Raw genomic sequence first — 23082 nt, forward strand, 5'->3', positions numbered from 1 at the left:
GGCCTCCTTTATTTCATCATCATGGTGAGGTTGCCTGCTGTAATAATGACTGTGATGCTGAGGAAAAACATGAGAGAGACGATGGCGAGCGCCGCGAAAATATACAGTACGCTTCTGCTGATGACGCCGAGGCACGTAATGACGGGCCCGCCTCCGAGCGGCTGCAGAATAGCGGCCGCGAGCTTATAAATAAAAGCGAGCGAGAGCACTTTGATCGCCGGAAACGCGGAGATGCAGATCAAAATTCCGACTCCGAGGATTCCCACGGTGTTTTTTAATAGGAGCGAGGCGCTGATGACCGTATCCGTCGCATCCGTAAACATCCGGCCGAGCACGGGAATAAAATTGCCTGTTATAAATTTTGCAGTCCTGAGCGTAATCCCGTCCGTCACGGCAGCCGAAGCCCCCTGTACGGAGATGACGCCGAGAAACACGGTGAGAAATACGGCAAGCGCGCCGATTGCGATATTTCTGAGCAGATTGGCAAGCTGCGTGACTTTATATTGATCCGTCATCGTGCTGACGATGCTTAAAATCGCTGACAGGAAGATAAGCGGCATGACGATGTTTTGAATGAGAAGGCCGCTCGTATTCATCAGAAATAAAATAACGGGGTGAAAAAAAGCTGCGGAGACGGCTCCCCCGGAAGACGCCAAAAGCGCGAGTAAAAGCGGGATGAGCGCGAGAATGAAGCTTGTCATCGTCTGGATCGCTTCACTGGCATAATTGACGGCAACATGAAAGCTGTTTAAAGCGAGAATAATCAGCACCATGTAGACGATTGCATAAGCCACTTTGCTGACGGTGCTCTGCTGGAACGCATTTTGCAGGAGCTGCAGAATGACACAAAAAATGGTGAGAAGAATCAAAGTTCCCAGAAGCTTTCCGTTTGCGAGCACTTCATGAAACAAGTATGAAAATAAAGCCTTCAGCCATGCCTCCGGCGAGAACTTTTTTTCTCCGTTAATAAAGTCGATGATGCTTCCCTTTTGGCTTTCAGGCAGAAGACCGCCGTATTCTGTCATGATGTCGTCCCAAAACTTTCCGATGCCTTCTGTTTTCAGCGCTTCGGCCTGCTTTTTCGCCACTTCATCAGCGGATTCTTGGTGAACTGCGGTTTCCTGCGACGCACCGTCTGTTCCGGCAGCTTGTACACATTCAGTCTGAAAAAATAAGAGGATGAACAAAAAAGCTCCCGCCCACCGAAAGCGCTTCATTTTTTGTGCCCCCCTTTCCATTTTATTTATGATCAAGAAGGAATAAGTCCGAGAATCGTTTCAATAATGACGGTGAGTATCGGCACGGCCATTACCAGTATCAAAATTTTTCCGGCCAGCTCTATTTTCGAAGCGATCGCTCCCTGGCCCGCATCCTTTGTAAGCTGCGCTCCGAATTCAGCGATGTAGGCGATGCCGATAATTTTTAAAATGGTTTCCACATAGACCATATTGACATTTGCATTGACGGCTATTTTTTCTATCATTCTGATAATGTCGTAAATCTGGTCGATGAGATAAAGAAAGATCACGCAGCCGCTGAAGACGACAATCATAAACGCGAAAGTCGGTTTCTGTTCTTTTACGATCAGGGAGAGAAATGTGGCGATCAGGCCTAAACCTACAATTTGAACAATCTCAATCTGTAAGCCCCCCTATCCTTGGAATAGAAACACAGCTTTGATCTTTTTGAACAGGTCATCGACAATCGTCGCCACCATAAATAAAATATAGATAAAGCCAAGCAGCGTCACCCACTGGGCGTATTCTTTTTTTCCCATTTGGTCAAGTATGGTGTGCAGAAACGCAACCACGATACCGACTCCGGCGATTTGAAAAATGACATTTACGTCGACTCCCATTTTATGTTTGCTCCCCTCATGTTTACATCAATAGAAGAATGAGTAACAGTCCGGCTAAAAATCCTAAGCTTTTCACCATTTTTTCATTTTTCGCCTGCGCCCGTCCGGCATCCGCTTCCGCCGCTTCCAAATGTGTAAGCGCAAGCTTGATATGTTTCTGCTGAGAAACACGGTCATGGAGCCCGAGCGTCTCTCCGAATTGCTTCAGCACATCATATTCGCTTTTTTTCATCGCCATGGAAGACCAATTATGTTTCAAGCTCTGTTCCCAAGCCGTTTTGGCGGAATCGCTTCCCTGCTCAAGCCTTCTGCTGAAAGCTTGAAACAATAACGATACAGGTTTGGAAAGCTGTGCGGCAATTTGTCCCGAGGCGGTATGCAGCGGTGTATGCCCGAACATGATTTCCGCTTCAAGCGATTGGAGCGCCGCGCGCAGCTGACGGATCTGCCTCGGCCTTTCTATATACATTTTGGCGATCTCAAATCCGGTCCAAGTCGTCGCTGTCAGAATAAACACGGCACCCAAAAGCTTCAGCATGTCATCACGCTTTCAGCATGCGGAACAGGTTCCCCGTCCTTTCCGTACATCCTGCTGATCGTTCCCGGACCGCGGCGCCTTGACAGTTCAACATACCGGTCAAACACGTTTTCCTCCCAAAGCATTTTCAGCGACGGCCTCTTTACCAAGTCTTTCATATTCCACCCGTGCGCAGATACGATAACGGATACGCCCGCATGGAGCGCCTCCAGCAGCGCTTGTGAGTCTTCCATTCTCCCGATTTCATCCACAATTATGACATCAGGACTCATAGAGCGAATCATCATCATCAGCCCTTCCGCCTTCGGACAGGCATCAAGGACATCGATTCTGCGGCCGAAACTGTGCTGGGGAATGCCCCGCAGGCAGCCGGCAATTTCCGAACGTTCATCTACGATACCTGTCTTTTTTGCGGGAATGCGTTTTGATCCGGTGCTGGAAAGCCGGGCCAAATCACGAAGCAAGGTCGTTTTCCCCGTTTGCGGAGGACCGATGATCAGCGTATTCAGCCAGTTTTCTTTCCATAAGAAAGGAATGAGCGGTTCTGCGATTCCCAGCTTCTCCCGGGCGATTCGGATATTAAAAGAAGTAATATCCCGGAGTCCTTTGACGGCTCCGTTTTCGACGATGACTCTTCCGGCCAGCCCCACGCGGTGGCCTCCTCTGATTGTGATATATCCTTTTTTCAGCTCTTCTTCCAGCGTGTACATACTGTAATTGCTGAGCCGGCTGAGGATCAGCTGTGCGTCGCCGGCTGTACAGACATATGACAAATACAAAGGTTGTCCTTTTTGGATCAGTTCAACCGGCCTGTCGACGCGGATTCTGATTTCTTCTGTATCCCGTCTCGCTTCTTCGGGCACAGCGGAGATGGCATCTCTCAATAATTCAGGGAGAACCTCTGTAATCTCATTCAATAGAGTCTCCTCCTTTTTTACCGATTGGCTTCTTTAAAATGTATGATCCGGGACAGACTTTATGACACCCCGGCCCTCTATTTATGCACACCGGCCAAAATCAGCACCACTCCCGCAAAAATCAATATTAATTTTGCATATGAGAGCTGTCCGGCAATCTGATAAATGCCGATCGTCATTGTGATGATAAAGATCAGCGGGCCGACGATTGCCAAAATACTATTCACTACAACCGCTTTTCTGATGTCGTTTGTCAAAAGCATGATAATAGCGGCCGATAATTCAATGAGCGAGGACAAAACTCGTAAACCGGCCATCGTTAAAACAGTAGAATTGATTGAACCAAACAAAAATTTCATTGCAATCCCCCAACTTCAAGCATTTTGTTACACTATATGCTCTAGCTGACAGAAGTAGTCTCACTATTTTCATATAGAAGAAAGATTCTGAGGCAGAACGCAAAAAAAGCCTGCCCCGTAAAAGGAGCAGACTCCGAATTTCTTTAACTACGCTCTTGACACGTAAGAGCCGTCTGATGTATTTACAACCAGCGTATCGCCTTCGTTCACGAAAAACGGTACGTTTACGACAAGACCTGTTTCCGTTTTGGCAGGTTTTGTGCCGCCTGACGCCGTGTCGCCTTTAATTCCCGGCTCTGTTTCAACAACTTTCAGTTCAACTGTGTTCGGCAGTTCAATACCGAGCGTTTCAGACTGATACATCATGATGTGCACAGACATATTTTCCAGAAGATATTTCAATTCTTCTTCGATTTGGTTTTCGTTCAATTCAAGCTGTTCATATGAGCTTGTATCCATGAACACGTGCTGATCGCCGTTGGCATAAAGATACTGCATCGTTTTTGTTTCGATTTGAGCTTTCGCGACTTTTTCACCTGCACGGAATGTTTTCTCCTGAATAGCGCCCGTGCGGAGGTTACGCAATTTAGAACGGACAAATGCCGCTCCTTTTCCTGGCTTTACGTGCTGGAAGTCAACGACGCGCCAAATGCCGCCGTCTACTTCAATCGTTAGTCCTGTACGAAAATCGTTAACTGAAATCATGTTTGATGTCCTCCTATATTCCGATCACAAAATAATTAATTCTTTAGGGGAATGCGTAATTGTCCGGTTGCCGTCGTCAGTGATGATGATATCATCTTCGATTCTTGCGCCCCCAACTTCCGGTATGTATATGCCCGGCTCAACCGTTACCGCCATGCCCGGCTCAAGAATGGCCGATGACCTGAAAGACAGCCCCGGTGATTCATGGACTTCCATTCCGAACCCGTGTCCTGTCGAATGGCCGAAATACTGTCCGTAGCCTTTTGCAGTGATGTGATCCCTCGTCAGGGCGTCCGCTTCTTTTCCCGTCATGCCGGGTTTAATATGCAGGACACCAAGCGCTTGGGCATCGTATACGACCTGATAAATCTCTTTCAGTTTATCACTTGGCTCTCCGACCGCGACGGTGCGTGTGATATCAGAACAATAGCCTTTATAATAAGCGCCGAAATCGAGCGTGACCAAGTCTCCCTTTTCAATCAATTTGCCGCTTGCCACTCCGTGGGGAAGGCTGGATCTGACTCCCGAGGCGACGATCATATCAAAGGAAGAGCCGTCTGCTCCTTGACGTCTCATATAAAATTCAAGCTCGTTTGCAACTGAAATCTCTGAGATGCCCGGTTTGATAAACGTCAGAATATGTTCAAACGCATCATCCGCAATCTTCGCAGCTTCCTCTAATATCTTAATCTCTTCACTTGACTTAATCAAGCGCAACTTTTCAACGGAATCCGCGACGGGAACCATCTCCGCTTCCTGCAGCACAGCTTGGTAGGATGCATATGTTCCGTACGTCATGCTGTTTTGCTCGAAGCCGAGTTTTTTAATGCCGTACTCAAGAATCGTATCCGCAGCCGTTTGGATTAAGCTTCCGCCGTGCTCGATAATGTCAAAACCCTTCACTTGCGTCTTCGCCTGCTCGGTGTAACGGAAATCCGTGATAAATGCCGCACGTTCTTTCGATATGACCGCAAGGCCTGACGAACCCGTAAATCCCGTCATATACTGCAGATTGGCGGAGCTTGTCACCAACATTCCGTCTATATCCAGCTGACCGAAAAGATTTCGCAATTTCTCAAGTTTCATTCCCTTTCTCCTCCTCGCCGATTCTTGACTGCCGCCTGACAACGCGGGAGCATCCCCGCCCGGTTTTCAGCATAAAAAATGTTCACTTCTCGTGAACATTTTACCATACCGGACAGGGATTATACACTTATTCACTTGTTGCCGAGCGCCCTTGCAAGCTTGTCTGACGTAAGTTCATTGTAGTTGAAGGAAATTGAGTAGCCGACAAACAAACCGTACAGAATGTAAAGGCAAAGCGTCGTCACGATTGTATCTGATTTCAATTCAGTGACGGATTTCACATCTTCGAAAATCGGATTGAATAAGAAAAAAACCGCACACCATAAAATGACGCCGTACACCATCCCCGGCCACATGGTTTTAAAACGCTTCAGGCAGACGAAATAAATAAACGCCCCGGCAATTGAAATGAATCCGATGACAACGATGCTGACCATCGTGCCGAGCCATTGTTTTTTCCATTCTCCGATCATAAACGGCTGAAGAATCATGTTGGGGCTGATCTCTGAAAAATGAAAGACATACCCGAGATAGCCGATCAAACTCCAAAATACACCGCCGGCAAATCCGATACCGCAAATTCTGCCGGTAAATGAAACAGGCTGCTGATCATCATCCTGCTTCTTTTTTTCTTCCTGTTCTGAATGTTTTTCGCTTGTCATCATGGCACCTCCAGTCATAGACTGCCCCAAAATTGAAAAGTCATAAAAAACTGCGCCATATTTTCATTCAATGAGTAAAATCTAAAGAAACGGGGTATACTGCATGTAGAAAAAGCATTGATTTTCCGGCTGTCTAACTAGAGGTTTACCGCGGTTTCCTGTACAATAGAGTGAAAGGAAATGGTTAGTAAATCCTAAAAAAACAGGCAGGTTGATAAACAATGTCCAAACAAAAAACGCCCCCTGCTTACGGCGGGCAGGCTGTCGTTGAAGGGGTCATGTTCGGCGGCAGAAAAAATTATGTTACCGCCATCCACAGGAATGACGGAAGCATTGATTTTTTCAAGCTTCCGAGAGTGCCGAACGCAAAGCTTTCGGCTTTAAAAAAGATTCCTTTTTTGCGGGGAATTGTCGCCATCATTGAGGCGAGCGCCAACGGCACAAAGCATTTAAACTTTTCCAGCGAACGTTACGGGCTTGATCCTCAAGATGACGCCAAGCTGGAGCAGGAAGATAAGAAAGGTTCGGGCTTATCGATGTTTTTCAGCCTGGCGGTGATCGGCGTTCTGTCGTTTTTGTTCAGCAAATTCGTTTTTACGCTCGTCCCGGTCTTCTTAGCGGAGCTTGTAAGGCCCGTATTTTCCTCAGACGCCGCGCAGATCGGAATCGAAAGTCTGTTTAAGCTTATTCTGCTTCTCGGCTACATTTATTTTTTATCAATGACGCCGTTAATTAAAAGAGTGTTTCAATATCATGGAGCCGAACATAAGGTCATAAACTGTTATGAACAGAATTTGCCAATTACAATAGAAAATGTTCAGAAGCAGTCACGGCTTCATTACCGTTGCGGTTCAAGCTTTATTTTATTTACGATCATTGTCGGCATGTTCATCTATTTACTCGTTCCGACAGATCCGCTTTGGGTGCGGATTTTAGACAGGATTGCGCTTATACCGGTCGTTCTCGGCATCTCCTTTGAAGTGCTCCAGCTGACGAACAGAGTGCGGAATATCCCCGTTTTGAAAGTGCTCGGTTATCCCGGCCTGTGGCTGCAGCTTTTAACGACAAAGGAACCGGCGGATGACCAGGTCGAGGTTGCCATAGAAAGCTTTAACGAGCTTCTCAGACTGGAAGACATTTCAGAACAGAGCGAAAAACCGTCTCACAACGTAATCTGAACCGTTACCGTTATTATTTTGGAGGTGGGCAGTTATGAATCATCGTGTACAACCTTTTTTTGCTGTATTGATAGCGCTTGGCGCATTCGGTTTCATTTATGCGGCGGTAACCAACCCCGGGCAGATGATTTCAAGAGCGATCACCGTTATTATCGCAGGCATCATTATTTATTTTATCGTGAGGACGGTCCTGAACCGCCGCACCGGCCGTGACGGAACCGCTTTCAGAAAAGCGGCCAGACAATCGCGGCTCCGAATGAAGGAGCAAAAAGCGAAGCACCGCGCCGGACACAGAGGCCGGGTCAGCCATTTGCGGAGCGTGCCGAGCAGCAGCAGACCGAAGCCGATGATTCTTAAGAAAAAAAGCCAGACCCAGCTTACCGTCATAGAAGGCAAAAAGAATAAAAAGAAAAACAGAGCGCTTTTTTAATAACTCCATTGCTTCAAAAATTGCTCTGTTCTGCTTTTTCCTAGCTCAATGAGAGCTAGTTTTTTTTGCGGTGTGAGATGAAACTCCGTCGCCATCACATGTTCCACCGGAATAAAAATAATATTTTGTTCGTACTTTGTCGCGATATGCCTGGCATCATGAGCGTCTTTCATCGTTTCAAACAAAGCCCCGAACAGCTCAAAAGCGTTGCGGATTGTTTTTTTCGGGCGCTCTTTTTCGTTGGGCGAAAGCGAAATTCCGACGACCGGCCGTTTGCGTTCTTTTGAATACAGCCAAATCGGGAAATTGCTTAACACGCCGCCGTCAACAACCGTTGAGGTGCCTTTTTCTGTCTTCAGTTTTATCGGTTCAAAAAAATAAGGAATGCTGCAGCTCATTCTGACGGCTCTGGCAACCGGGAACATCTCCGGATTTAATCCGTAGCGGGGAAGATCGTCAGGAAGCACGATCATCGTTCCGTTCGTCAGATCTGAAGCGATGAGACGGAGCGAGCCTTTTTTCAAATCGCCGAACGCGATGATGCCCTTCGCTTTTAATTTATCCGCAATCCATTTTTCCAGCATATCGCCTCTGTATAGTCCGAGGCGCCAATATATCGACACCCACCGCAGGATTTTCAGCGGGAGGAATGAGTATCTCTGATCAAGCAATTGCCTTCCGTCCACCTCATCTATGATGGAATGAACCTCTCTGCTCGTATAGCCCGCAGCGATAAATGCGGCAATAATTGCGCCGGCGCTTGTTCCGGCGAGCCTTTCAAAGCGAAAGCCCTTTTCTTCCAGCGCTTCATAAGCGCCGGCAAGCGCCACCCCTTTTATCCCCCCGCCCGAAAATACGCCGTCAATCTGCATAGCGCGCCCTCTCCCTTCCATCTCAAGGTGTATTATTATTTTAAGAAACGGCTGGGCGAAATAGACCAAAGAATGAAGACATTAAAAAAAGGGCGCCCCATTTCGGGCTGCCCTTTATTCACCGGGATTTTCGGTTTTTTTCTGTACGGATTTCAATTCTTTTTTCCGGCTTTCGTCATCTTCAAAATACTGAACGAGGTCGCCGATGCGGTCAATGCTGTTCCAGCTCAGATGATGTTCGATTCCTTCAACATCATTGTAAATCTTCTCTTCATCAACACCAATGATTCTTAAAAACTGCTCAAGCAATTCGTGTCTGTATACGAGCCGTTTGCCGATCTTTTTGCCTTTTGACGTCAATACGAGCCCGCGATATTTTTCATAAATCAAATACTCGTCTTTATCTAGTTTTTGAACCATTTTCGTTACAGAGGAGGGGTGGACTGCCAAAGCTTCCGCGATATCAGAAACCCGTGCATATCCTTTTTCTTCTATCAGCATATAAATCTGTTCAATATAATCTTCCATACTTGGTGTTGTCATAAGTAACCCTCCCAAAAAGCACCTTAACTTTATAAACCATTACAAGTTTACACTAACGGTCATGAAAAAACAAGGATGCTTCCGGTCTGTCAAGCCTTATCAGCGCTTATAATTCCATTCATCAGACGCGTATTTCGTCTCAGCCAGCTCATTGACAAATGCAAGCTCTTCAGACGTGAGTGTGTAAGGCTCAAGATGAATGTTCAGCCCTTCCTCAAAACCGGCTTTAAAAGCGATTCTGGCCTCATCCATCGTTACCCGTTTCGGCGCTAAGGCGTTGATGGCTACCGCCTTGTTTTTGAAATTCCGCTGCATGCGCTCACGGACTCTGTCGCTCGGATATAAAAACAGATCAAACAGCTTATCCTCATCAATGTCAAGCAGGATGGAACCGTGCTGAAGAATGACGCCTTTTTGGCGTGTCTGTGCGCTTCCGGCAACTTTCCGTCCTTCGACGACCAGTTCATACCACGAAGGCGCATCAAAGCAGACGGACGAGCGCGGATTTTTCAAGCTTTCTTTTTCTTTCTCCGTTCGCGGAATCGCAAAGCAGGCATCAAGTCCAAGGTTTCTGAATCCCTGCAGAATACCTTCTGAAATCACCCGGTACGCCTCTGTCACCGTGGCCGGCATTTCCGGGTGATCCTCTGAAACGATTACGCTGTATGTCAATTCTTTATCATGCAGAACACCCCGTCCGCCTGTCGGTCTTCTGACAAACCCGAGGCCGTGTTTATGTACTGCGTCAAAGTTAATTTCCTTCTTAATATTTTGAAAATACCCGACAGACAAAGTTGCCGGATTCCAGCCGTAAAAACGGATCACCGGAGGAATTTTTTTTTGGCTGTGCCAATATAAAAGCGCTTCATCCAGCGCCATGTTAAATGCCGGGCTTTCATTCCCTGAGTCAATAAACCGCCATGTTTCTTTTTCCATACACTGAACCCTTCTTTATCGTTTTAATAAAATCAGTTTAACAAACTGCCTTGAAAATGAAAAATATTTCGTTTCATTAAGGATGACAATCGCTTCATGCTTTACTATAATAGTATTTGTCCCAAAACGTCCGGTAAGCCTTGTTTTCAGGAAGCAGGGTTTTGATTTTATAAGTTAAAGGAGTAGAATCGCATTGTCTAATATGATTGCTTTAATTATTGTTGCGGCGTTTATCGTTTATATGATCGTGTCGTATTTTTACCAGCAGCGTTTAATGAAAACACTTACGGAAGAGGAATTCCGCGCGGGCTACAGAAAAGCGCAGCTGATTGACGTCCGTGAACCGAATGAATTTGAAGGCGGCCATATTCTCGGCGCGCGCAACATTCCGCTGTCACAGCTGAAACAGCGCAAAAGTGAAATCCGTCCTGATAAACCCGTTTATCTGTACTGCCAAAACAATGTCCGCAGCGGACGCGCGGCACAGACGCTCCGCAAACACGGCTGCAAAGATATTTACAACCTGAAAGGCGGATTTAAAAAATGGGGCGGAAAAATTAAAGCAAAAAACTAATCATAAAAAAAGAGCTTCCGTATAAAACGGACAGCTCTTTTTTTACACCGTGTCAGCGGCTGCCGTCAAGTGTACGTTCGTATTTTAAAACGGGCTTTCTTGCCGCCTTGGTTTCATCCATTCTTTTGACAACTGTTGTATGCGGCGCTTCCTGAACGATTTCAGGCGATTCCTCCGCTTCCCGCGCAATTTGAATCATGGCATCTATAAACGCATCTAGCGTTTCCTTTGATTCCGTTTCCGTCGGTTCGATCATGATGCTTTCTTCAACATTGAGAGGAAAATACACAGTCGGCGGATGATAGCCGAAATCCAAAAGCCGTTTGGCAATATCAAGCGTTCGTACGCCGAGCTTTTTCTGCCTTCTTCCCGATAACACAAATTCATGCTTGCAATGACGGTCATACGGAAGATCATAATAAGGCGCGAGTCTTCTCATCATATAATTTGCATTTAAAACCGCGTTTTCGGTCACAGCTTTTAAGCCGTCAGGCCCCATGGAACGGATATACGTGTAGGCTCTGACATTAATGCCGAAGTTGCCGTAATAAGGTTTTACACGCCCGATCGACTGCGGCCGGTCATAGTCAAAAGTCAAACGGCCCTCTTTTTTCGTGAGAACGGGTTTCGGCAGATACGGAATGAATTCTTTTTTCACTCCGACCGGACCTGAGCCCGGTCCTCCCCCGCCGTGCGGCCCGGTAAATGTTTTATGCAGATTAAGGTGAACGACGTCAAATCCCATATCTCCCGGTCTAGCTTTACTTAAAACGGCATTTAAATTCGCTCCGTCATAATAAAGCTTTCCGCCGGCCTGATGGACGATTTCAGCCATTTCCGTAATGTTTTCCTCAAATAACCCGAGGGTGTTCGGATTCGTCAGCATCAGCGCCGCTGTTTCTTCGTTTACCGCTCTTTTCAAATCTTCAATGTCAACCAGTCCGTGCTCATTTGACTTGACGGTAATCGTTTCAAAACCGGCGACCGTGGCGGATGCCGGATTCGTACCGTGGGCTGAATCAGGGACAATCACCTTCGTCCGTCCGAAGTCTCCCCGCGCTTCGTGATAGGCGCGGATCATCATCAGGCCGGTCCATTCGCCGTGAGCGCCCGCCGCAGGCTGCAGCGTCACCTCATCCATGCCCGTAATCTCCTCCAAGTGTCCGCTTAAATCGTATAAAAGCTCAAGCGCCCCCTGAACCGTGTCCTCGTCCTGAAGCGGATGAATAGCGGAAAAACCTGCGATCCGGGCAATTTTTTCATTTAATTTCGGATTGTATTTCATCGTACAGGAGCCGAGCGGATAAAAGCCTGAATCAACTCCGTGGTTCCTCTTAGAAAGAGCGGTATAATGCCGCATAATATCGAGCTCTGATACTTCCGGCAGCTTTGCGTCTTCATCGCGGATATAGTCACCGGGAAGAAGGCTTTCAAGCTCTGTTTCCGGCACATCAAGCTCCGGAAGGCTGTAACCGATACGCCCTTCGCGGGACATTTCAAAAATAAGCGCCTGATCTTGATTATTCATGTTGATCCCCCAATCCCGCAATAAGCGAATCGATCTCTTCTTTTGTTCTCAGCTCTGTGACGGCAATGAGCATATGCTGATTCAGTTCCGGATACGCAAGGCCTAAGTCATATCCGCCGATTATGCCGTCTTGCAGGAGCCGCCGGTTTGCTTCCTTGACGGGAAGATTCAGCCTGACGGCAAATTCATTAAATATCGGGCCGTCAAATGCTACGTGCAAGCCGGCTTTTTCCGCTTGGCGTCTCGCGTAATCAGCTTTCAATATATTTTGGCGGGCCATGTCTTTGACGCCGTTTTTTCCGAGCGCCGTCATCGCGACTGAAGCTGCTAAAGCATTCAGCGCCTGATTTGAACAAATGTTAGACGTGGCTTTGTCTCTTCTGATATGCTGCTCACGCGCCTGAAGGGTGAGAACAAAACCTCTTCGCCCGTTTTCATCTTCCGTTTGGCCGACAAGCCGGCCCGGCACCTTTCTCATCAGTTTTTTCGTTACTGCAAAATAGCCGCAGTGCGGGCCGCCGAACGCCGCAGGTATGCCGAAAGGCTGCGCGTCCCCGACAACGATATCAGCTCCGTATGCCCCGGGCGGTGTCAAAATACCGAGCGCGAGCGGGTTTGAAGAAACAATCAGCTGGCTGTTTCCTTTATGTGCGAGCGGCTCAATGTCCTTTAACGGCTCGATTTGTCCGAAGAAGTTCGGATACTGGACGATGACGGCGGCCGTTTCATCACAAACGGCATGTTCCAATGCTTCAAGATCTGTGACGCCGTTTTTCGCGGGCACCTCTACAACCTCAATATATTGGCCCTTTGCGTATGTTTTCAAAACATCCCGCGATTCCGGATGTACGGCTGCGGAAATGACGATTTTTTTCTTTTTCGTATGTCCCGATGCAAGCATCGCCGCTTCCGCCAGCGCCGTTCCCCCGTCGTACATAGAGGAGTTTGCGATATCCATTCCCGTTAATTCACAGATCATCGTTTGAAATTCAAAAATCGCCTGCAGCTCTCCTTGTGAGATTTCAGGCTGATAAGGCGTATATGCCGTGTAAAACTCTGATCGGGATATCACATGATCGACGATAACCGGCTGGTAGTGATCGTACACTCCTGCACCCAGAAAAGATGCATATGTAACAGCGTCTTTATTTTTCGCCGCAAGCTTTGTCAGCTCTATCGTCAGCTCAGTTTCTGACTTTGCTTTTTTAATTTGGTAGTCTTTTTGAAACCTCACATCTTCCGGAATATCGGCAAACAGTTCATCAATTGTTTCTGCGCCGATGGCTTTCAGCATTTCTTTTTTATCCTGTTCTGTCGCGGGCAAATATCGATGCTTCATATGACTCTCCTTTTTTCAGCTCTGTTTTGGACGTTTATAAAACGGTGTGCGGACAATCTTCGCTTTTACCGTTTTTTTACGGATTTCCACTTCTACTTCCGTTCCGACTTCACTGAATTCCGTTTTGATTAAGGCAAGGCCGATATTTTTCTTTAAAGTCGGAGATTGCGTGCCTGTCGTGACTTCACCGATCGGAACACCGTCTTTTTTCACGGCGTACCCGTGTCTCGGAATCCCTTTTTCAATCATCTCAAGTCCGACCAGCTTTCGCGGGGCTCCTTTTTCTTTCTGTTCGCGCAATACAGACTTCCCGAAAAAATCCGAATCTTTCTTGTGTTTCACGGCAAATCCGATTCCGGCTTCAATCGGTGTAATATCTTTCGTCAATTCCTGACCGTATAAAGCAAGCTTCGCTTCAAATCTCAGCGTATCACGGGCGCCGAGGCCGCACGGAACGAGGCCTTCATGCTCTCCCGCTGCAAGTATCTCCTTAAATAGATGAACCGTATCTTCATTGCGGCAATATAACTCAAACCCGTCTTCACCGGTATAGCCTGTTCTCGAAAGCAGGACTTGTCGTCCGGCAACGTCCGCCCCATCAATAAACGTAAACGGCTTTAAGGAGGACAAATCACATTCAGTCAGCTTCGTAAGAACCGACTGAGCATTCGGCCCCTGAACGGCAAGCAGTGAAATCCCGTCAGACTGATTCGTCAGCGTGACATCGCCTTCCGTATGTTCCGTCAGCCAAGCGATGTCTTTTTCAATATTAGACGCGTTAATCACGAGCAGATAGCAGCTCTCGCTTTTCTGATAGATCAGCAAGTCATCGACCGTACCGCCGTCAGGATAACACATGGCGGTATAGAGCGCGTTTCCCGGCTTTAAATCGGCAACGTCATTTGTCATCATTTTTTGCAGAAAAGACAGGGCGTCTTTACCGGATACTTCAACTTCCCCCATATGGGACACATCAAACAGGCCCGCTTTTGTGCGGACGGCTTCATGCTCCTCTTTAATAGAAGAAAATTGAACCGGCAGCTCCCATCCTCCAAAATCAATCGTTTTTCCGCCGTATTCTTTATACACGTCATAAAGCGGTGTTCGTTTCAGCATCATCTTCCCCCTTCAGTCATTGGCGCATTGTAAAAACATATAAAAAAGGACAGAGAAACACCTCATGAAAATGAAGGTTTCTCTGTCCCGGCACCTGAAAGTTTACTTTATGAACATATCATAAAGACGTCCCCTTTGGTGGCCTGCTTCTTCTAAGTGCAGACACTCTCCAGAGTTGCGTCGAGCAAGAGTTCTTTTGCCTGAGAGATTCACTCCGCAGTTTGCTCCTTCGGCGCCCGGACGCCCATCTTTCGTCCGAGTCTCTCCCCTTGCTGTCATTCGCTCATATTTACCAATTTTATGGACATACTAAAGCAATATCTTTTAGTGAAATCATTACTTATATCCTACCACCCTCATTTACGTCCGGCAACAAAAATTATGATAAATCAGTTTTTTAAAAGAAAGGCGGTTTTGTTACATATGACAGCAGAGATCATATTTGATGCAAACTGGCCGGGAGAGTTTTCTGAGCGGCTGAAAACGGACGGTCCCTGGTCAAATTGGGAGATGTACAAACTGTCGGCTGAAGTCCAGCAGACCCTTGCCATTCCTGAATTTGAAGGGTTGAGGGCTCCTTTATACCTGCCCGATTTCACTCCGCTTCCCCATCAGCTTGAGGTCGCGCAGAAAGTCGTTGAAAAAATGAACGGCAAGGCGATTTTGGCTGATGAAGTGGGGCTCGGAAAAACGGTGGAAGCGGGCCTGATTTTAAAAGAATATATGATTCGCGGGCTGGCCAAAAAAATCCTGATTCTTGTGCCGGCATCACTCGTTTCCCAGTGGGTGAAAGAGCTTCAGGAGAAGTTTTTAATACCCGCTGTTGAACAGAAGAAAAGCTATGTGTGGGAACAGTGCGATATCGTCGTTTCTTCTATTGATACGGCCAAACGCTCGCCTCACAAAGACATTGTCCTTTCTATTCCGTATGATCTCGTCATTATTGACGAGGCGCACAAGCTCAAAAACAGCAAAACGAAAAATTATGAATTTGCGAGAAGTCTTGTGAAGAAATACTGCCTGCTTTTGACGGCAACGCCGATTCAAAACCGGATCGAAGAAATCTTCAATTTAGTGTCACTGTTAAAGCCCGGCCATTTAGGAAACGAAAGCGGATTTCAAGAAACCTTCAATCAGAAGGACGGGATTGACGCTCATGAGCATTTGAAAGAACTCGTCAATAAGGTGATGATCCGCAACACGCGGAGCGACACCGGCCTTACATGGACGAAGCGCCACGTGGAAACAGTGCCGATCACCTTTTCACCGACGGAACAGGCGCTTTACGATGACATCGCCGCACTGAAAAACGGCACGGAAAAGCCCGCCAGCGCATTTTCCATTATGACGCTGCAAAGAGAATGCTGTTCAAGCAGGGAAGCCGTGTATATGACGCTCAAAAAAATGCTTGACCAAAAAGACAAACAAGCGCCCGCATTCGATGATCAGACGATCGCTAATTTAATGGACCGCATCAATCAAGTCACGCAAAACTCAAAAGCGATTCAAGTTGTTGACTTGATCCAAAAGATTAATGACAAAGTCATTATTTTTACTGAATACAGGGCGACACAGATTTACCTGCAATGGTTCCTTCAGCAGAACGGCATAAGCTCCGTTCCGTTCAGAGGCGGATTTAAACGCGGAAAAAAAGACTGGATGAAGGATCTCTTCCGCGGCAAAGTGCAGGTGCTGATCGCTACAGAAGCCGGAGGCGAAGGGATCAACCTGCAATTCTGCAACCATATTATCAATTATGACCTCCCGTGGAACCCGATGCGGCTTGAACAAAGAATCGGAAGGATTCACAGACTCGGTCAGGAAAGAGATGTCCATATCTACAATATGGCGACAAAACATACGGTGGAAGAGCATATCTTAAAACTTCTGTATGACAAAATTCAATTATTTGAAAATGTCGTCGGAGAATTAGATGACATCTTAACAAAAATCAAAGTGAGCAATTTTGAAGACCATTTGCATGATATTTTATGCCATTCGCTGACAGAGGAAGAAATGAGAATCAAAATGGACAATCTCACCTCTTTTCTGTCGTACGGTACGGAAAAGCCCGCCAGAAAAAAAGGATCTTAATCTAAAAGGAGGAAGCGCGACATGAGACAGCAGGAGGTTCACGAATTTTTACTGCGCTTTTTTGAAGCGAACCACTGTCCGATTACAGAACACGGGCCGGGTTTTATGACGGTTCAGTTGACGGTCGAGATGGACAAACAAATTATGAACCGCCCGTTTTATTGGCATTGGCGTGAAAAAACGGGCGGCGAACCGAACCCGATGAAGATCACGTTCATCACTGATAAAGAAACGGCTCCGGAGGATATGGACGGCGAATTTATTTACTTTGGAGCCCCGCGCCTCTTTCAAATCTTTCAAGCAGTTAAACAAAATGGGAGATTTACAAGAATATATGAGAAAATTGTATCAGCCGGAGCCAGAGTGCCGCTTCAGCCCTGGCTTGGATTAAATGTAGTGATTTCATACCAATCCGACATGAAAAAAGACAGACTTTTGTCTTTAGGCCTGCATCTTGTATCTGGAACAATTATAGAAGGGTTTCAGCAGAAGCTTGCACCGCTTCCGCTGACCTCGCAAATATCAGACTATTGCTTTACCATATCGCCGATGATTAAGCCGGAAAGCGGAATTAAAAGAATGGAGCATTACTTAAAAGACGCTGCCGCCAAAGAGCCGTCAGACTGGGCTGACAGCGCGATCGCCAGATGGAAAAAGGACCTCAGGCTGCTCGATCAGTTTTATGAGCAGACAGAGGAAAAACCTGAGGAATACCATTTGGAAAAACAAGCGCTGAAAGCCTTATATCAGCCGAACATTCACATTCAGATTGAAAACGGCGGTTTATTTTTCCTGCAAAGTAATTTTTCTGGATAAGCGTTATCCATTCGACACCTTTCCCGTTTTTTCTGGAAATTCTATATTATAATAAAAGTATATAGAAAAAATTTCTGGCGTTTCGCATGCGATGAATCACTTCCAGACATGTAAAGATAAGGTCATGGGCGGATTGGCTGAAATACATAAACAAGTATTTTAGGAGGAGAAAATGCATGAAAAATGCAAAAATGGAATTTTCGCAATTAGATAAGGAATGGGTTGAGCTGATATTAGAAGCCCAAAAAGCAAATATCAGCCTAGAAGAAATACGCAAATACCTGCTTTCGCATAAAAAGTCTTCTCAACATATCCAGGCAGCCAGAAGTCATACCGTAAATCCTTTCTGAATGTGCTATAATATCACAAGGAAGGTGATGACATTGATTGGCCAGCGTATTAAACAATACCGAAAAGAAAAAGGCTACTCACTATCAGAACTAGCTGAAAAAGCTGGGGTAGCGAAGTCTTATTTAAGCTCAATAGAACGAAATTTACAGACGAACCCCTCCATTCAATTTCTCGAAAAAGTCTCCGCTGTTCTGGACGTCTCGGTTCATACTTTACTTGATGAAAAACATGAAACCGAATACGATGGTCAATTAGATAGTGAATGGGAGAAATTAGTTCGCGATGCGATGACATCCGGGGTATCAAAAAAACAATTTCGTGAATTTTTAGATTATCAAAAATGGAGAAAAGCGCAAAAAGAGGAGTAGTGCCGCCATATGTGCACAACTCCTCTTTTAACTGTCCGACTTTCGGATTAGTTTTTATCCTCACTGTGAGCCTTTTCATTTTCCTTGACGTAACCGTCTTTATCCGTATGATCTTTCGTAATGGTCAAGCCGTTCCATTGCGTTGCTTCAAAAGAGAATTGAAGAGAAATCGCATTGCCTTGGAACTTGTTTTGCACACTTAATCCGTCCGCAGTTTTTGCGGTGTCATTTTTAAATTGGATTTCCATTCTCACCTGGTCATAATCAGCAGGCGTTTTCGGAACTCCGTCGTACTCAGGAGCTGTTTTGCCGTTAATGGTTGCTACATTGACTTTTCCGCTCTCACTCAGGAATTTCGGATCAATGTGCTTGCTGATCGCTTCGGCAGCTGCTTTATCCTGTTTTGTTGACATTAAGTATAAGTCTTTCAGGCTGGCCGCCTTCAAAATGATATTTTTAGGATAGCCGTTGCCCCCTTCTTTACCGACTGTCAGAACCGTAATTTCAAACTGGCTGAGGAAATCCTCCGCAGATTCATTTCCTTTCTTTGCTCCTTTAAAGTCAGTAAAATTCAAAGCCATCAGCACTTCTTTAATGGCAAGTGAACCGTTGTTTCTGAATTCAAAATCTTTCGTCAATTTATCACCTGGTTTTAAGTTTGACAAATTGACATTGGCTGATTGTTCTTTAGCCGATAAATCAAGTGTTCCTGACGCAAATGTAGCGTCTGTCGACTTCACATCATTAAATGCGGCCCATGTGCCTCCTCCTACTAATGCTAAACCGAGTGCGGCTGAGGCAACGCCCAAGCTTAATTTCTTTTTCATACCCATGTTTGTACTCTCCCCTTACTTTTTATTTTTGTTATCAAATCCTGTCGCCAGGTTGCAACCGTATTCATGTGGAGATGGTTCCCTTTTTCGCATGTTCTTCCAGCGCTTTCGTTTTCCGCTCAATATCGCGGAGGGCGCTGACAATGACTGTTATTGAGTAAATCAAAAGCATGACGCCGGGAACGATTAACAGAATCGCCGTTCCGATCGGCTGGCTGGCCAAATGGATGACATATCCGGCATACGGAAGCTGATATCCCGTATACTGGGCCGCCACTTTTTCAGCTTGAACGGGTGCGGCATCCGGGGCGGCATTATGGTCCCCTTTTGTCTCAAACAGCAGGTTCCCGTCCTTTTTTGTGATCCCGATTATTCTGTGTGTGACGGCTGTTCCGTCATCTTGCGTAAAGGTGATCACATCCCCTTTTTCTAAGTCATTCACGTCAGAAATTTTCTTTACCGCTATGAGCGAACCCGTCTTAAATTCCGGGTCCATTGAACCCGACAGCACGGATTTCAGCGTATAGCCGAAGATGGCCGGCTCCCCCCCGGAAGCCCGGGTCGAAATCACCGTTAACGTCAGCACAATAATCAAGCTGAAGATGACGGCATACAAAATATTACTGATCAGTTTCAGCGTTTTTTTCATGTTCTTCCCCGCTTTCTTTTACCGGCTCAGCCGGCTCTTTCTCCGTTTTCTTTAGATCGGAAACGGTCGCCTGTTCCCGGCATTTGACGAGTTTCATCGGTTTTGACCACTCAAATTTTTCTTCGTCCGCCGGATACCCTTCAGGCTTGTAAACCTTGAATGCGTATATGCCCGGCTTCAAAGACCGCTTTGACTCAATTTTATAAATCGTTTTGCTTTTTTTATCAGTAATAAGCCCTTTATCCACAACATTGCCGTTTCGTAAAGGCTGCTGCTGAGAAGCAATTTTATGGAGCTCCCATTTCCAGTCAGAAACAGTCCGCTCTTTTCCCTTATTCTCCAGCTCGGCATAGAGCTGAAGCGGCGCACACACGGTGCCTGACGTATCAGTTTGATTTGTTATATGTAAATCACTTTGATCCCAGCGTTCGTCATAACGGCAATCGTCATCCGTATATTGAAAATCTCCGCACGTTTGAACCGGGAGACTGAAGCTTTTCACATCATTGAAGGAGGAACTTGTATCACCTGTGAACTGAGCACATATCGTCACGGACAGGCAAAAAATGAACGAAAGCCGTAACAATAGCATCATCCGCCATCTCACCTTGCCCTTTTTTTCCATTCGCAACAATCGGAACATGCCTTACCCCCTGTAAAACTGTTAATAAATATGACAACCGTTCTCTTTAAAGAACCGTATGAACAAAGTATAATCAAGGATTATCGTCTTGAAAAATGTCAAAATCGGTCAAATTGTTCGTTTTTGAGAATGGTATCTTTTAAAAACAGCGTTTTGCTTCAAATTACACACCTTTTTGGAATTTTTTCTAATAAAACGTGAGAAAATAACGAGGTGCCTAGAACAAAATGGCAAGTATATACAGCGAAAGGACGAAGAATGATGATCAAACAAAGTCTGATTTGCCTTTCTCTTCTTGTTTTCGGGGTTTCAGGAACAGCTCAGGCGGAAACGGTGCCTTATTATGCTGTTCACCATAAATCAAAATGGGAAAAGTTAGCAGAAAAGGAAGCTAAAAAAAGATATCCGCTCGCCCAAACGTTATTTATTCAAAAGGTGTGGGATCGGAAAAGAACGGACGAAGCAGTCAAGCAATACCACTTGACATTGCGGGATGGCGCAAAAGAATTTGGTGTGTTTGTTACGATTTCTTTTAATCCCTACAGCCAAAAGGTAAATAAAATTGCCGTCATTGAGGAATACCAATAAGGCCCTCCTGTATCAGGAGGACCTTTCGTGTGATTCACTTTATTTTTTCCGCTGCATCCACAGCTTAAAACTATACGGCAATATTCCGAACCAGTGCTGAGAAGCCGGCACTTTCTTTTCTTTCCGCACTTCTTTTCGCTCTCTCCGTTCCTGTTTCGGCGTATCGAAATATTTAACGAATTGCTCAGTCATATATTTTACATAATCATTTGTTTTCACGGCTCTCACCTCATAGTGCTGTCTTTACTATGAAGTGTTGTCCCGCCGCCTCTTTTTTATACTTCCGTCCATTGAATCAGCTGTTTCTTCTTCTGATCGAACAAAAGGTGAGCCTCCCGTCTCGTACCTGTCGTGGTTTCCGCCTGAATTGTAACCTGAACCGTTTCCCGGCGATCACTCCCCGTGATGTGAAAAGAAACGGTGCCATACGGAAAACGCTGTGTACCAGTTTGGACCTTTTGTCCCTGTGTCATATGGCGGCTTGACAGCAGCGCGCCGTTTTGGAGCAGGTTCTCTCCGATCCAGTACTCCCCGGCCTCTTTTGCAAATGTTTTTCGGGTGATGAAATCAGAGGAAGTATAGCTGATGACAAGTAAAACTGCGGCAGAAACAAACAGAACCGCGGGATATATAAAACCGTCAGATTTGTACATTTAATCACCTTTAAAAGAGCTGTAAACCGGAATGACCGCCTGATTCTTTTTACCTGTAACGCTTGAGATCTCTAATAAGAGCAGGCCGTTTTTCACATCAGCCGTTAATGATGCCGCGTTTTGCAGGATCGGCACGTGGCCTTTTCCGTTTACTCTTTTCCTTATCATCTTATGATAAATTTCAAAACGCACTTCTTCGTCTCCTGTTTTCCGGCATGCTAACGCCCGTCCGCCGTCCGCCGGCTTCACAGTCTCAGCCTGTTTACATTCGTTCATGATCTGCTGAACGGCAATTTGATGCTCCCGGCTGTCTAATCCGCCGTTATCGGTCCGGTTTGATAAAAACAGATGTAAAATCGGGCCCAAGGTGCCTGATAGGAAAAGACAGACTGCCAAGGAGAACAAAACATTAAGAAGCGTAAAACCAGTCTGTTTTGAGAATGCTGAGGCACATTTCTTTTTCGCCGCGGTCAGCCGTACACACTTTGTAATACTCACCATCCTCCTTCCACTTCACACCGGGAGACGGCGGCTTTTTTCCGGTCATCATATAAGTGCTGATATGTTTCTGAAGAAGCTGGTACGCTTCATAGCGATCTTCTATTTTCGGACCATCTGTCAGCATGCCCGTCCAGACCGGAATGATAGACGTCATAAGGAACAGCCAAATGGCCATTGCTGATAGTGTTTCAATAGTAGAGAACCCCTTATTTCCGTTTAGCATGGACATTTCCGCTCCCTAAGTAAACTGTGATCTCATAGGTGAACCCGGCGCTCTTCAATTGAATCTTTCCTCCCGAATTCGGATGGCCTTTTTCGTTAAATTCAAGGCTCTCCGGTAAAGTCACAAGTGTAATGTGAAGCGAATCAAAAGAACGCTCGACAATCCTTCCGCCTGACTGCAGTTTGTATTTATGCTCTTTTGGAAGAAAAGTGATTTTTGTTCTTTTATGTTCTGCGATAGCCGTTTCCTGAGCAAGCTGAATATCTTTTTGGAGCTGTTCTGTTTTTTGCCGCACGGCAAGGTGGGTGCAGGCCGGCGGAACCGTCGTGAACAAAACCGTCAGCAGGACGGACGCCAGGCTTAACACAATCAGGCTTTCAAGAAGGGTGAACCCATTTTCTGTCCGCCTGTTATTGTTCAACTGTAACTTCTCCGCCACTAATTAAGATCTGTTTACCATTCGGGCAGGCTGTATTCTTTTTGATATACCCTTCTGATTGTAAATCGTTCATATCCGGCATTTTACCTTCATGGTCGATTTCGTACGCCGTCACTTGGGCTTTCACCATATTCTGCAGTCCTTCACAGCCTTTATGCTGAATGCTTTGATTATGTTTTGTAACGTTAGGAATGGTGATTAAAAGCAGAATGGAAACGATAAATAAAACGATCAGCATTTCAATTAAAGTAAATCCATCTTGATTTTTCAGACGAAGCACTCC

32 protein-coding genes and 1 riboswitch are annotated in these 23082 nt (G+C 46.0%); of the genes, 8 read left to right on the top strand and 24 right to left on the bottom strand.

Annotated elements, in window-relative coordinates; genetic code table 11:
* Positions 1-8: 8 nt before the first annotated feature.
* From spoIIIAE to NYE42_RS12660, 9 genes are all read right to left on the bottom strand, one after another.
* Positions 9-1217, bottom strand: coding sequence for a stage III sporulation protein AE (gene spoIIIAE, locus NYE42_RS12620; RefSeq protein ID WP_039254509.1), 1209 nt, complete (start codon positions 1215-1217; stop codon positions 9-11).
* Positions 1218-1249: 32 nt separating this feature from the next.
* Entirely contained in the window at positions 1250-1639 is a 390-nt protein-coding gene (gene spoIIIAD, locus NYE42_RS12625; RefSeq protein ID WP_071392571.1) for a stage III sporulation protein AD, read from the bottom strand.
* A gap of 12 nt (positions 1640-1651) precedes the next feature.
* Positions 1652-1858 carry a stage III sporulation protein AC gene (gene spoIIIAC, locus NYE42_RS12630; RefSeq protein WP_003153142.1) on the bottom strand — a complete coding sequence of 69 codons (207 nt, stop codon included), beginning with the start codon at positions 1856-1858 and terminating at the stop codon, positions 1652-1654.
* A gap of 22 nt (positions 1859-1880) precedes the next feature.
* Entirely contained in the window at positions 1881-2396 is a 516-nt protein-coding gene (gene spoIIIAB / locus NYE42_RS12635; protein ID WP_007408343.1) for a stage III sporulation protein SpoIIIAB, read from the bottom strand.
* The gene (gene spoIIIAA, locus NYE42_RS12640; RefSeq protein ID WP_007408342.1) at positions 2390-3313 is read right to left on the bottom strand and encodes a stage III sporulation protein AA; all 924 of its coding nucleotides are present in this window, start codon (positions 3311-3313) and stop codon (positions 2390-2392) included. Before spoIIIAA ends, spoIIIAB begins: the two co-directional genes overlap by 7 nt.
* A 77-nt stretch (positions 3314-3390) precedes the next feature.
* Positions 3391-3672 carry a YqhV family protein gene (locus NYE42_RS12645; protein ID WP_003153124.1) on the bottom strand — a complete coding sequence of 94 codons (282 nt, stop codon included), beginning with the start codon at positions 3670-3672 and terminating at the stop codon, positions 3391-3393.
* Positions 3673-3819: 147 nt separating this feature from the next.
* Positions 3820-4377 carry an elongation factor P gene (gene efp, locus NYE42_RS12650; protein WP_003153123.1) on the bottom strand — a complete coding sequence of 186 codons (558 nt, stop codon included), beginning with the start codon at positions 4375-4377 and terminating at the stop codon, positions 3820-3822.
* 24 nt (positions 4378-4401) lie between these two features.
* Complete coding sequence (locus NYE42_RS12655) at positions 4402-5463, bottom strand: Xaa-Pro peptidase family protein (protein ID WP_199022039.1); 1062 nt, start codon at positions 5461-5463, stop codon at positions 4402-4404.
* A 131-nt stretch (positions 5464-5594) separates the two neighbouring features.
* Positions 5595-6125, bottom strand: a complete 531-nt coding sequence (locus tag NYE42_RS12660; RefSeq protein ID WP_003153121.1) for a YqhR family membrane protein — start codon at positions 6123-6125, stop codon at positions 5595-5597.
* A 221-nt stretch (positions 6126-6346) separates the two neighbouring features.
* Here NYE42_RS12660 and NYE42_RS12665 point away from each other — a divergent pair, with 221 nt between their 5' ends.
* Both NYE42_RS12665 and NYE42_RS12670 read left to right on the top strand, forming a co-directional pair.
* Positions 6347-7303: a DUF1385 domain-containing protein gene (locus NYE42_RS12665; RefSeq protein ID WP_352426498.1), complete on the top strand. Its 957-nt coding sequence runs from the start codon at positions 6347-6349 to the stop codon at positions 7301-7303.
* A gap of 34 nt (positions 7304-7337) precedes the next feature.
* Complete coding sequence (locus tag NYE42_RS12670; RefSeq protein WP_007408340.1) at positions 7338-7733, top strand: SA1362 family protein; 396 nt, start codon at positions 7338-7340, stop codon at positions 7731-7733.
* Here NYE42_RS12670 and NYE42_RS12675 read toward each other — a convergent pair.
* The 3 genes from NYE42_RS12675 to NYE42_RS12685 all read right to left on the bottom strand — a co-directional run bounded on the left by NYE42_RS12675 (position 7730) and on the right by NYE42_RS12685 (position 10084).
* The gene (locus NYE42_RS12675; RefSeq protein WP_342496984.1) at positions 7730-8605 is read right to left on the bottom strand and encodes a patatin-like phospholipase family protein; all 876 of its coding nucleotides are present in this window, start codon (positions 8603-8605) and stop codon (positions 7730-7732) included. The two genes, NYE42_RS12670 and NYE42_RS12675, sit on opposite strands and share 4 nt — an antisense overlap.
* Before the next feature lie 114 nt (positions 8606-8719).
* Positions 8720-9148 (bottom strand): transcriptional regulator MntR, encoded by a 429-nt coding sequence (mntR, locus tag NYE42_RS12680; protein WP_007408338.1) that lies wholly within the window; start codon positions 9146-9148, stop codon positions 8720-8722.
* Between the two features lie 99 nt (positions 9149-9247).
* Complete coding sequence (locus NYE42_RS12685; protein ID WP_003153114.1) at positions 9248-10084, bottom strand: biotin/lipoate A/B protein ligase family protein; 837 nt, start codon at positions 10082-10084, stop codon at positions 9248-9250.
* Positions 10085-10277: 193 nt separating this feature from the next.
* On the opposite strand from NYE42_RS12685, the gene NYE42_RS12690 reads away from it, so the two are divergent.
* Complete coding sequence (locus NYE42_RS12690; protein ID WP_007408335.1) at positions 10278-10658, top strand: rhodanese-like domain-containing protein; 381 nt, start codon at positions 10278-10280, stop codon at positions 10656-10658.
* Between the two features lie 52 nt (positions 10659-10710).
* Here the strand turns inward: NYE42_RS12690 and gcvPB are convergent, their stop codons facing one another.
* From gcvPB to gcvT, 3 genes are read right to left on the bottom strand one after another with little or no spacing between them, the layout of a single operon-like run.
* Positions 10711-12186, bottom strand: a complete 1476-nt coding sequence (gcvPB, locus tag NYE42_RS12695) for an aminomethyl-transferring glycine dehydrogenase subunit GcvPB (RefSeq protein ID WP_007408334.1) — start codon at positions 12184-12186, stop codon at positions 10711-10713.
* Entirely contained in the window at positions 12179-13525 is a 1347-nt protein-coding gene (gcvPA, locus tag NYE42_RS12700; RefSeq protein WP_352426499.1) for an aminomethyl-transferring glycine dehydrogenase subunit GcvPA, read from the bottom strand. Before gcvPA ends, gcvPB begins: the two co-directional genes overlap by 8 nt.
* A 15-nt stretch (positions 13526-13540) precedes the next feature.
* Positions 13541-14641 carry a glycine cleavage system aminomethyltransferase GcvT gene (gcvT, locus tag NYE42_RS12705; protein WP_332275795.1) on the bottom strand — a complete coding sequence of 367 codons (1101 nt, stop codon included), beginning with the start codon at positions 14639-14641 and terminating at the stop codon, positions 13541-13543.
* 178 nt (positions 14642-14819) lie between these two features.
* A riboswitch (glycine riboswitch) is annotated at positions 14820-14920 on the bottom strand.
* Between the two features lie 144 nt (positions 14921-15064).
* On the opposite strand from gcvT, the gene NYE42_RS12710 reads away from it, so the two are divergent.
* The 4 genes from NYE42_RS12710 to sinR all read left to right on the top strand — a co-directional run bounded on the left by NYE42_RS12710 (position 15065) and on the right by sinR (position 18270).
* Positions 15065-16735 (top strand): SNF2-related protein, encoded by a 1671-nt coding sequence (locus NYE42_RS12710; RefSeq protein WP_063094778.1) that lies wholly within the window; start codon positions 15065-15067, stop codon positions 16733-16735.
* A 21-nt stretch (positions 16736-16756) separates the two neighbouring features.
* Entirely contained in the window at positions 16757-17551 is a 795-nt protein-coding gene (locus NYE42_RS12715) for a YqhG family protein (RefSeq protein ID WP_007408330.1), read from the top strand.
* Between the two features lie 176 nt (positions 17552-17727).
* Positions 17728-17901 (top strand): anti-repressor SinI, encoded by a 174-nt coding sequence (gene sinI, locus NYE42_RS12720; protein WP_003153105.1) that lies wholly within the window; start codon positions 17728-17730, stop codon positions 17899-17901.
* 33 nt (positions 17902-17934) lie between these two features.
* Entirely contained in the window at positions 17935-18270 is a 336-nt protein-coding gene (gene sinR, locus NYE42_RS12725) for a transcriptional regulator SinR (protein ID WP_003153104.1), read from the top strand.
* Between the two features lie 47 nt (positions 18271-18317).
* On the opposite strand, the gene tasA is transcribed toward sinR, so the two are convergent.
* The 3 genes from tasA to tapA form a co-directional block, all read right to left on the bottom strand.
* Positions 18318-19103: a biofilm matrix protein TasA gene (gene tasA, locus NYE42_RS12730; RefSeq protein ID WP_007408329.1), complete on the bottom strand. Its 786-nt coding sequence runs from the start codon at positions 19101-19103 to the stop codon at positions 18318-18320.
* 64 nt (positions 19104-19167) lie between these two features.
* Positions 19168-19752: a signal peptidase I SipW gene (sipW, locus tag NYE42_RS12735; RefSeq protein ID WP_015240205.1), complete on the bottom strand. Its 585-nt coding sequence runs from the start codon at positions 19750-19752 to the stop codon at positions 19168-19170.
* Positions 19724-20395 (bottom strand): amyloid fiber anchoring/assembly protein TapA, encoded by a 672-nt coding sequence (gene tapA, locus NYE42_RS12740; RefSeq protein ID WP_095352946.1) that lies wholly within the window; start codon positions 20393-20395, stop codon positions 19724-19726. The genes sipW and tapA overlap by 29 nt, the downstream gene beginning before the upstream one ends.
* A gap of 258 nt (positions 20396-20653) precedes the next feature.
* On the opposite strand from tapA, the gene NYE42_RS12745 reads away from it, so the two are divergent.
* Positions 20654-20983 (top strand): DUF3889 domain-containing protein, encoded by a 330-nt coding sequence (locus NYE42_RS12745; RefSeq protein ID WP_012117979.1) that lies wholly within the window; start codon positions 20654-20656, stop codon positions 20981-20983.
* 39 nt (positions 20984-21022) lie between these two features.
* Here the strand turns inward: NYE42_RS12745 and NYE42_RS12750 are convergent, their stop codons facing one another.
* The 6 genes from NYE42_RS12750 to comGC are packed head-to-tail and all read right to left on the bottom strand — an operon-like array spanning position 21023 to position 23079.
* On the bottom strand, positions 21023-21202 hold the full coding sequence (locus tag NYE42_RS12750; protein ID WP_003153093.1) for a YqzE family protein: 180 nt from the start codon (positions 21200-21202) through the stop codon (positions 21023-21025).
* Positions 21203-21258: 56 nt separating this feature from the next.
* Positions 21259-21636, bottom strand: coding sequence for a competence type IV pilus minor pilin ComGG (gene comGG, locus NYE42_RS12755; RefSeq protein WP_015417814.1), 378 nt, complete (start codon positions 21634-21636; stop codon positions 21259-21261).
* Complete coding sequence (gene comGF, locus NYE42_RS12760; protein WP_260854721.1) at positions 21637-22137, bottom strand: competence type IV pilus minor pilin ComGF; 501 nt, start codon at positions 22135-22137, stop codon at positions 21637-21639. It lies immediately after the preceding gene.
* A complete protein-coding gene (comGE, locus tag NYE42_RS12765; protein WP_352426500.1) occupies positions 22046-22360 on the bottom strand; it encodes a competence type IV pilus minor pilin ComGE in 315 nt (104 codons plus the stop codon). Before comGE ends, comGF begins: the two co-directional genes overlap by 92 nt.
* On the bottom strand, positions 22344-22781 hold the full coding sequence (comGD, locus tag NYE42_RS12770) for a competence type IV pilus minor pilin ComGD (protein ID WP_015417817.1): 438 nt from the start codon (positions 22779-22781) through the stop codon (positions 22344-22346). Before comGD ends, comGE begins: the two co-directional genes overlap by 17 nt.
* Complete coding sequence (gene comGC / locus NYE42_RS12775) at positions 22771-23079, bottom strand: competence type IV pilus major pilin ComGC (protein WP_003153087.1); 309 nt, start codon at positions 23077-23079, stop codon at positions 22771-22773. The genes comGD and comGC overlap by 11 nt, the downstream gene beginning before the upstream one ends.
* Between the last annotated feature and the right edge of the window lie 3 nt (positions 23080-23082).

The organism is Bacillus sp. FSL K6-2865 (genome assembly GCF_040311405.1).
Lineage (GTDB): Bacteria > Bacillota > Bacilli > Bacillales > Bacillaceae > Bacillus > Bacillus velezensis.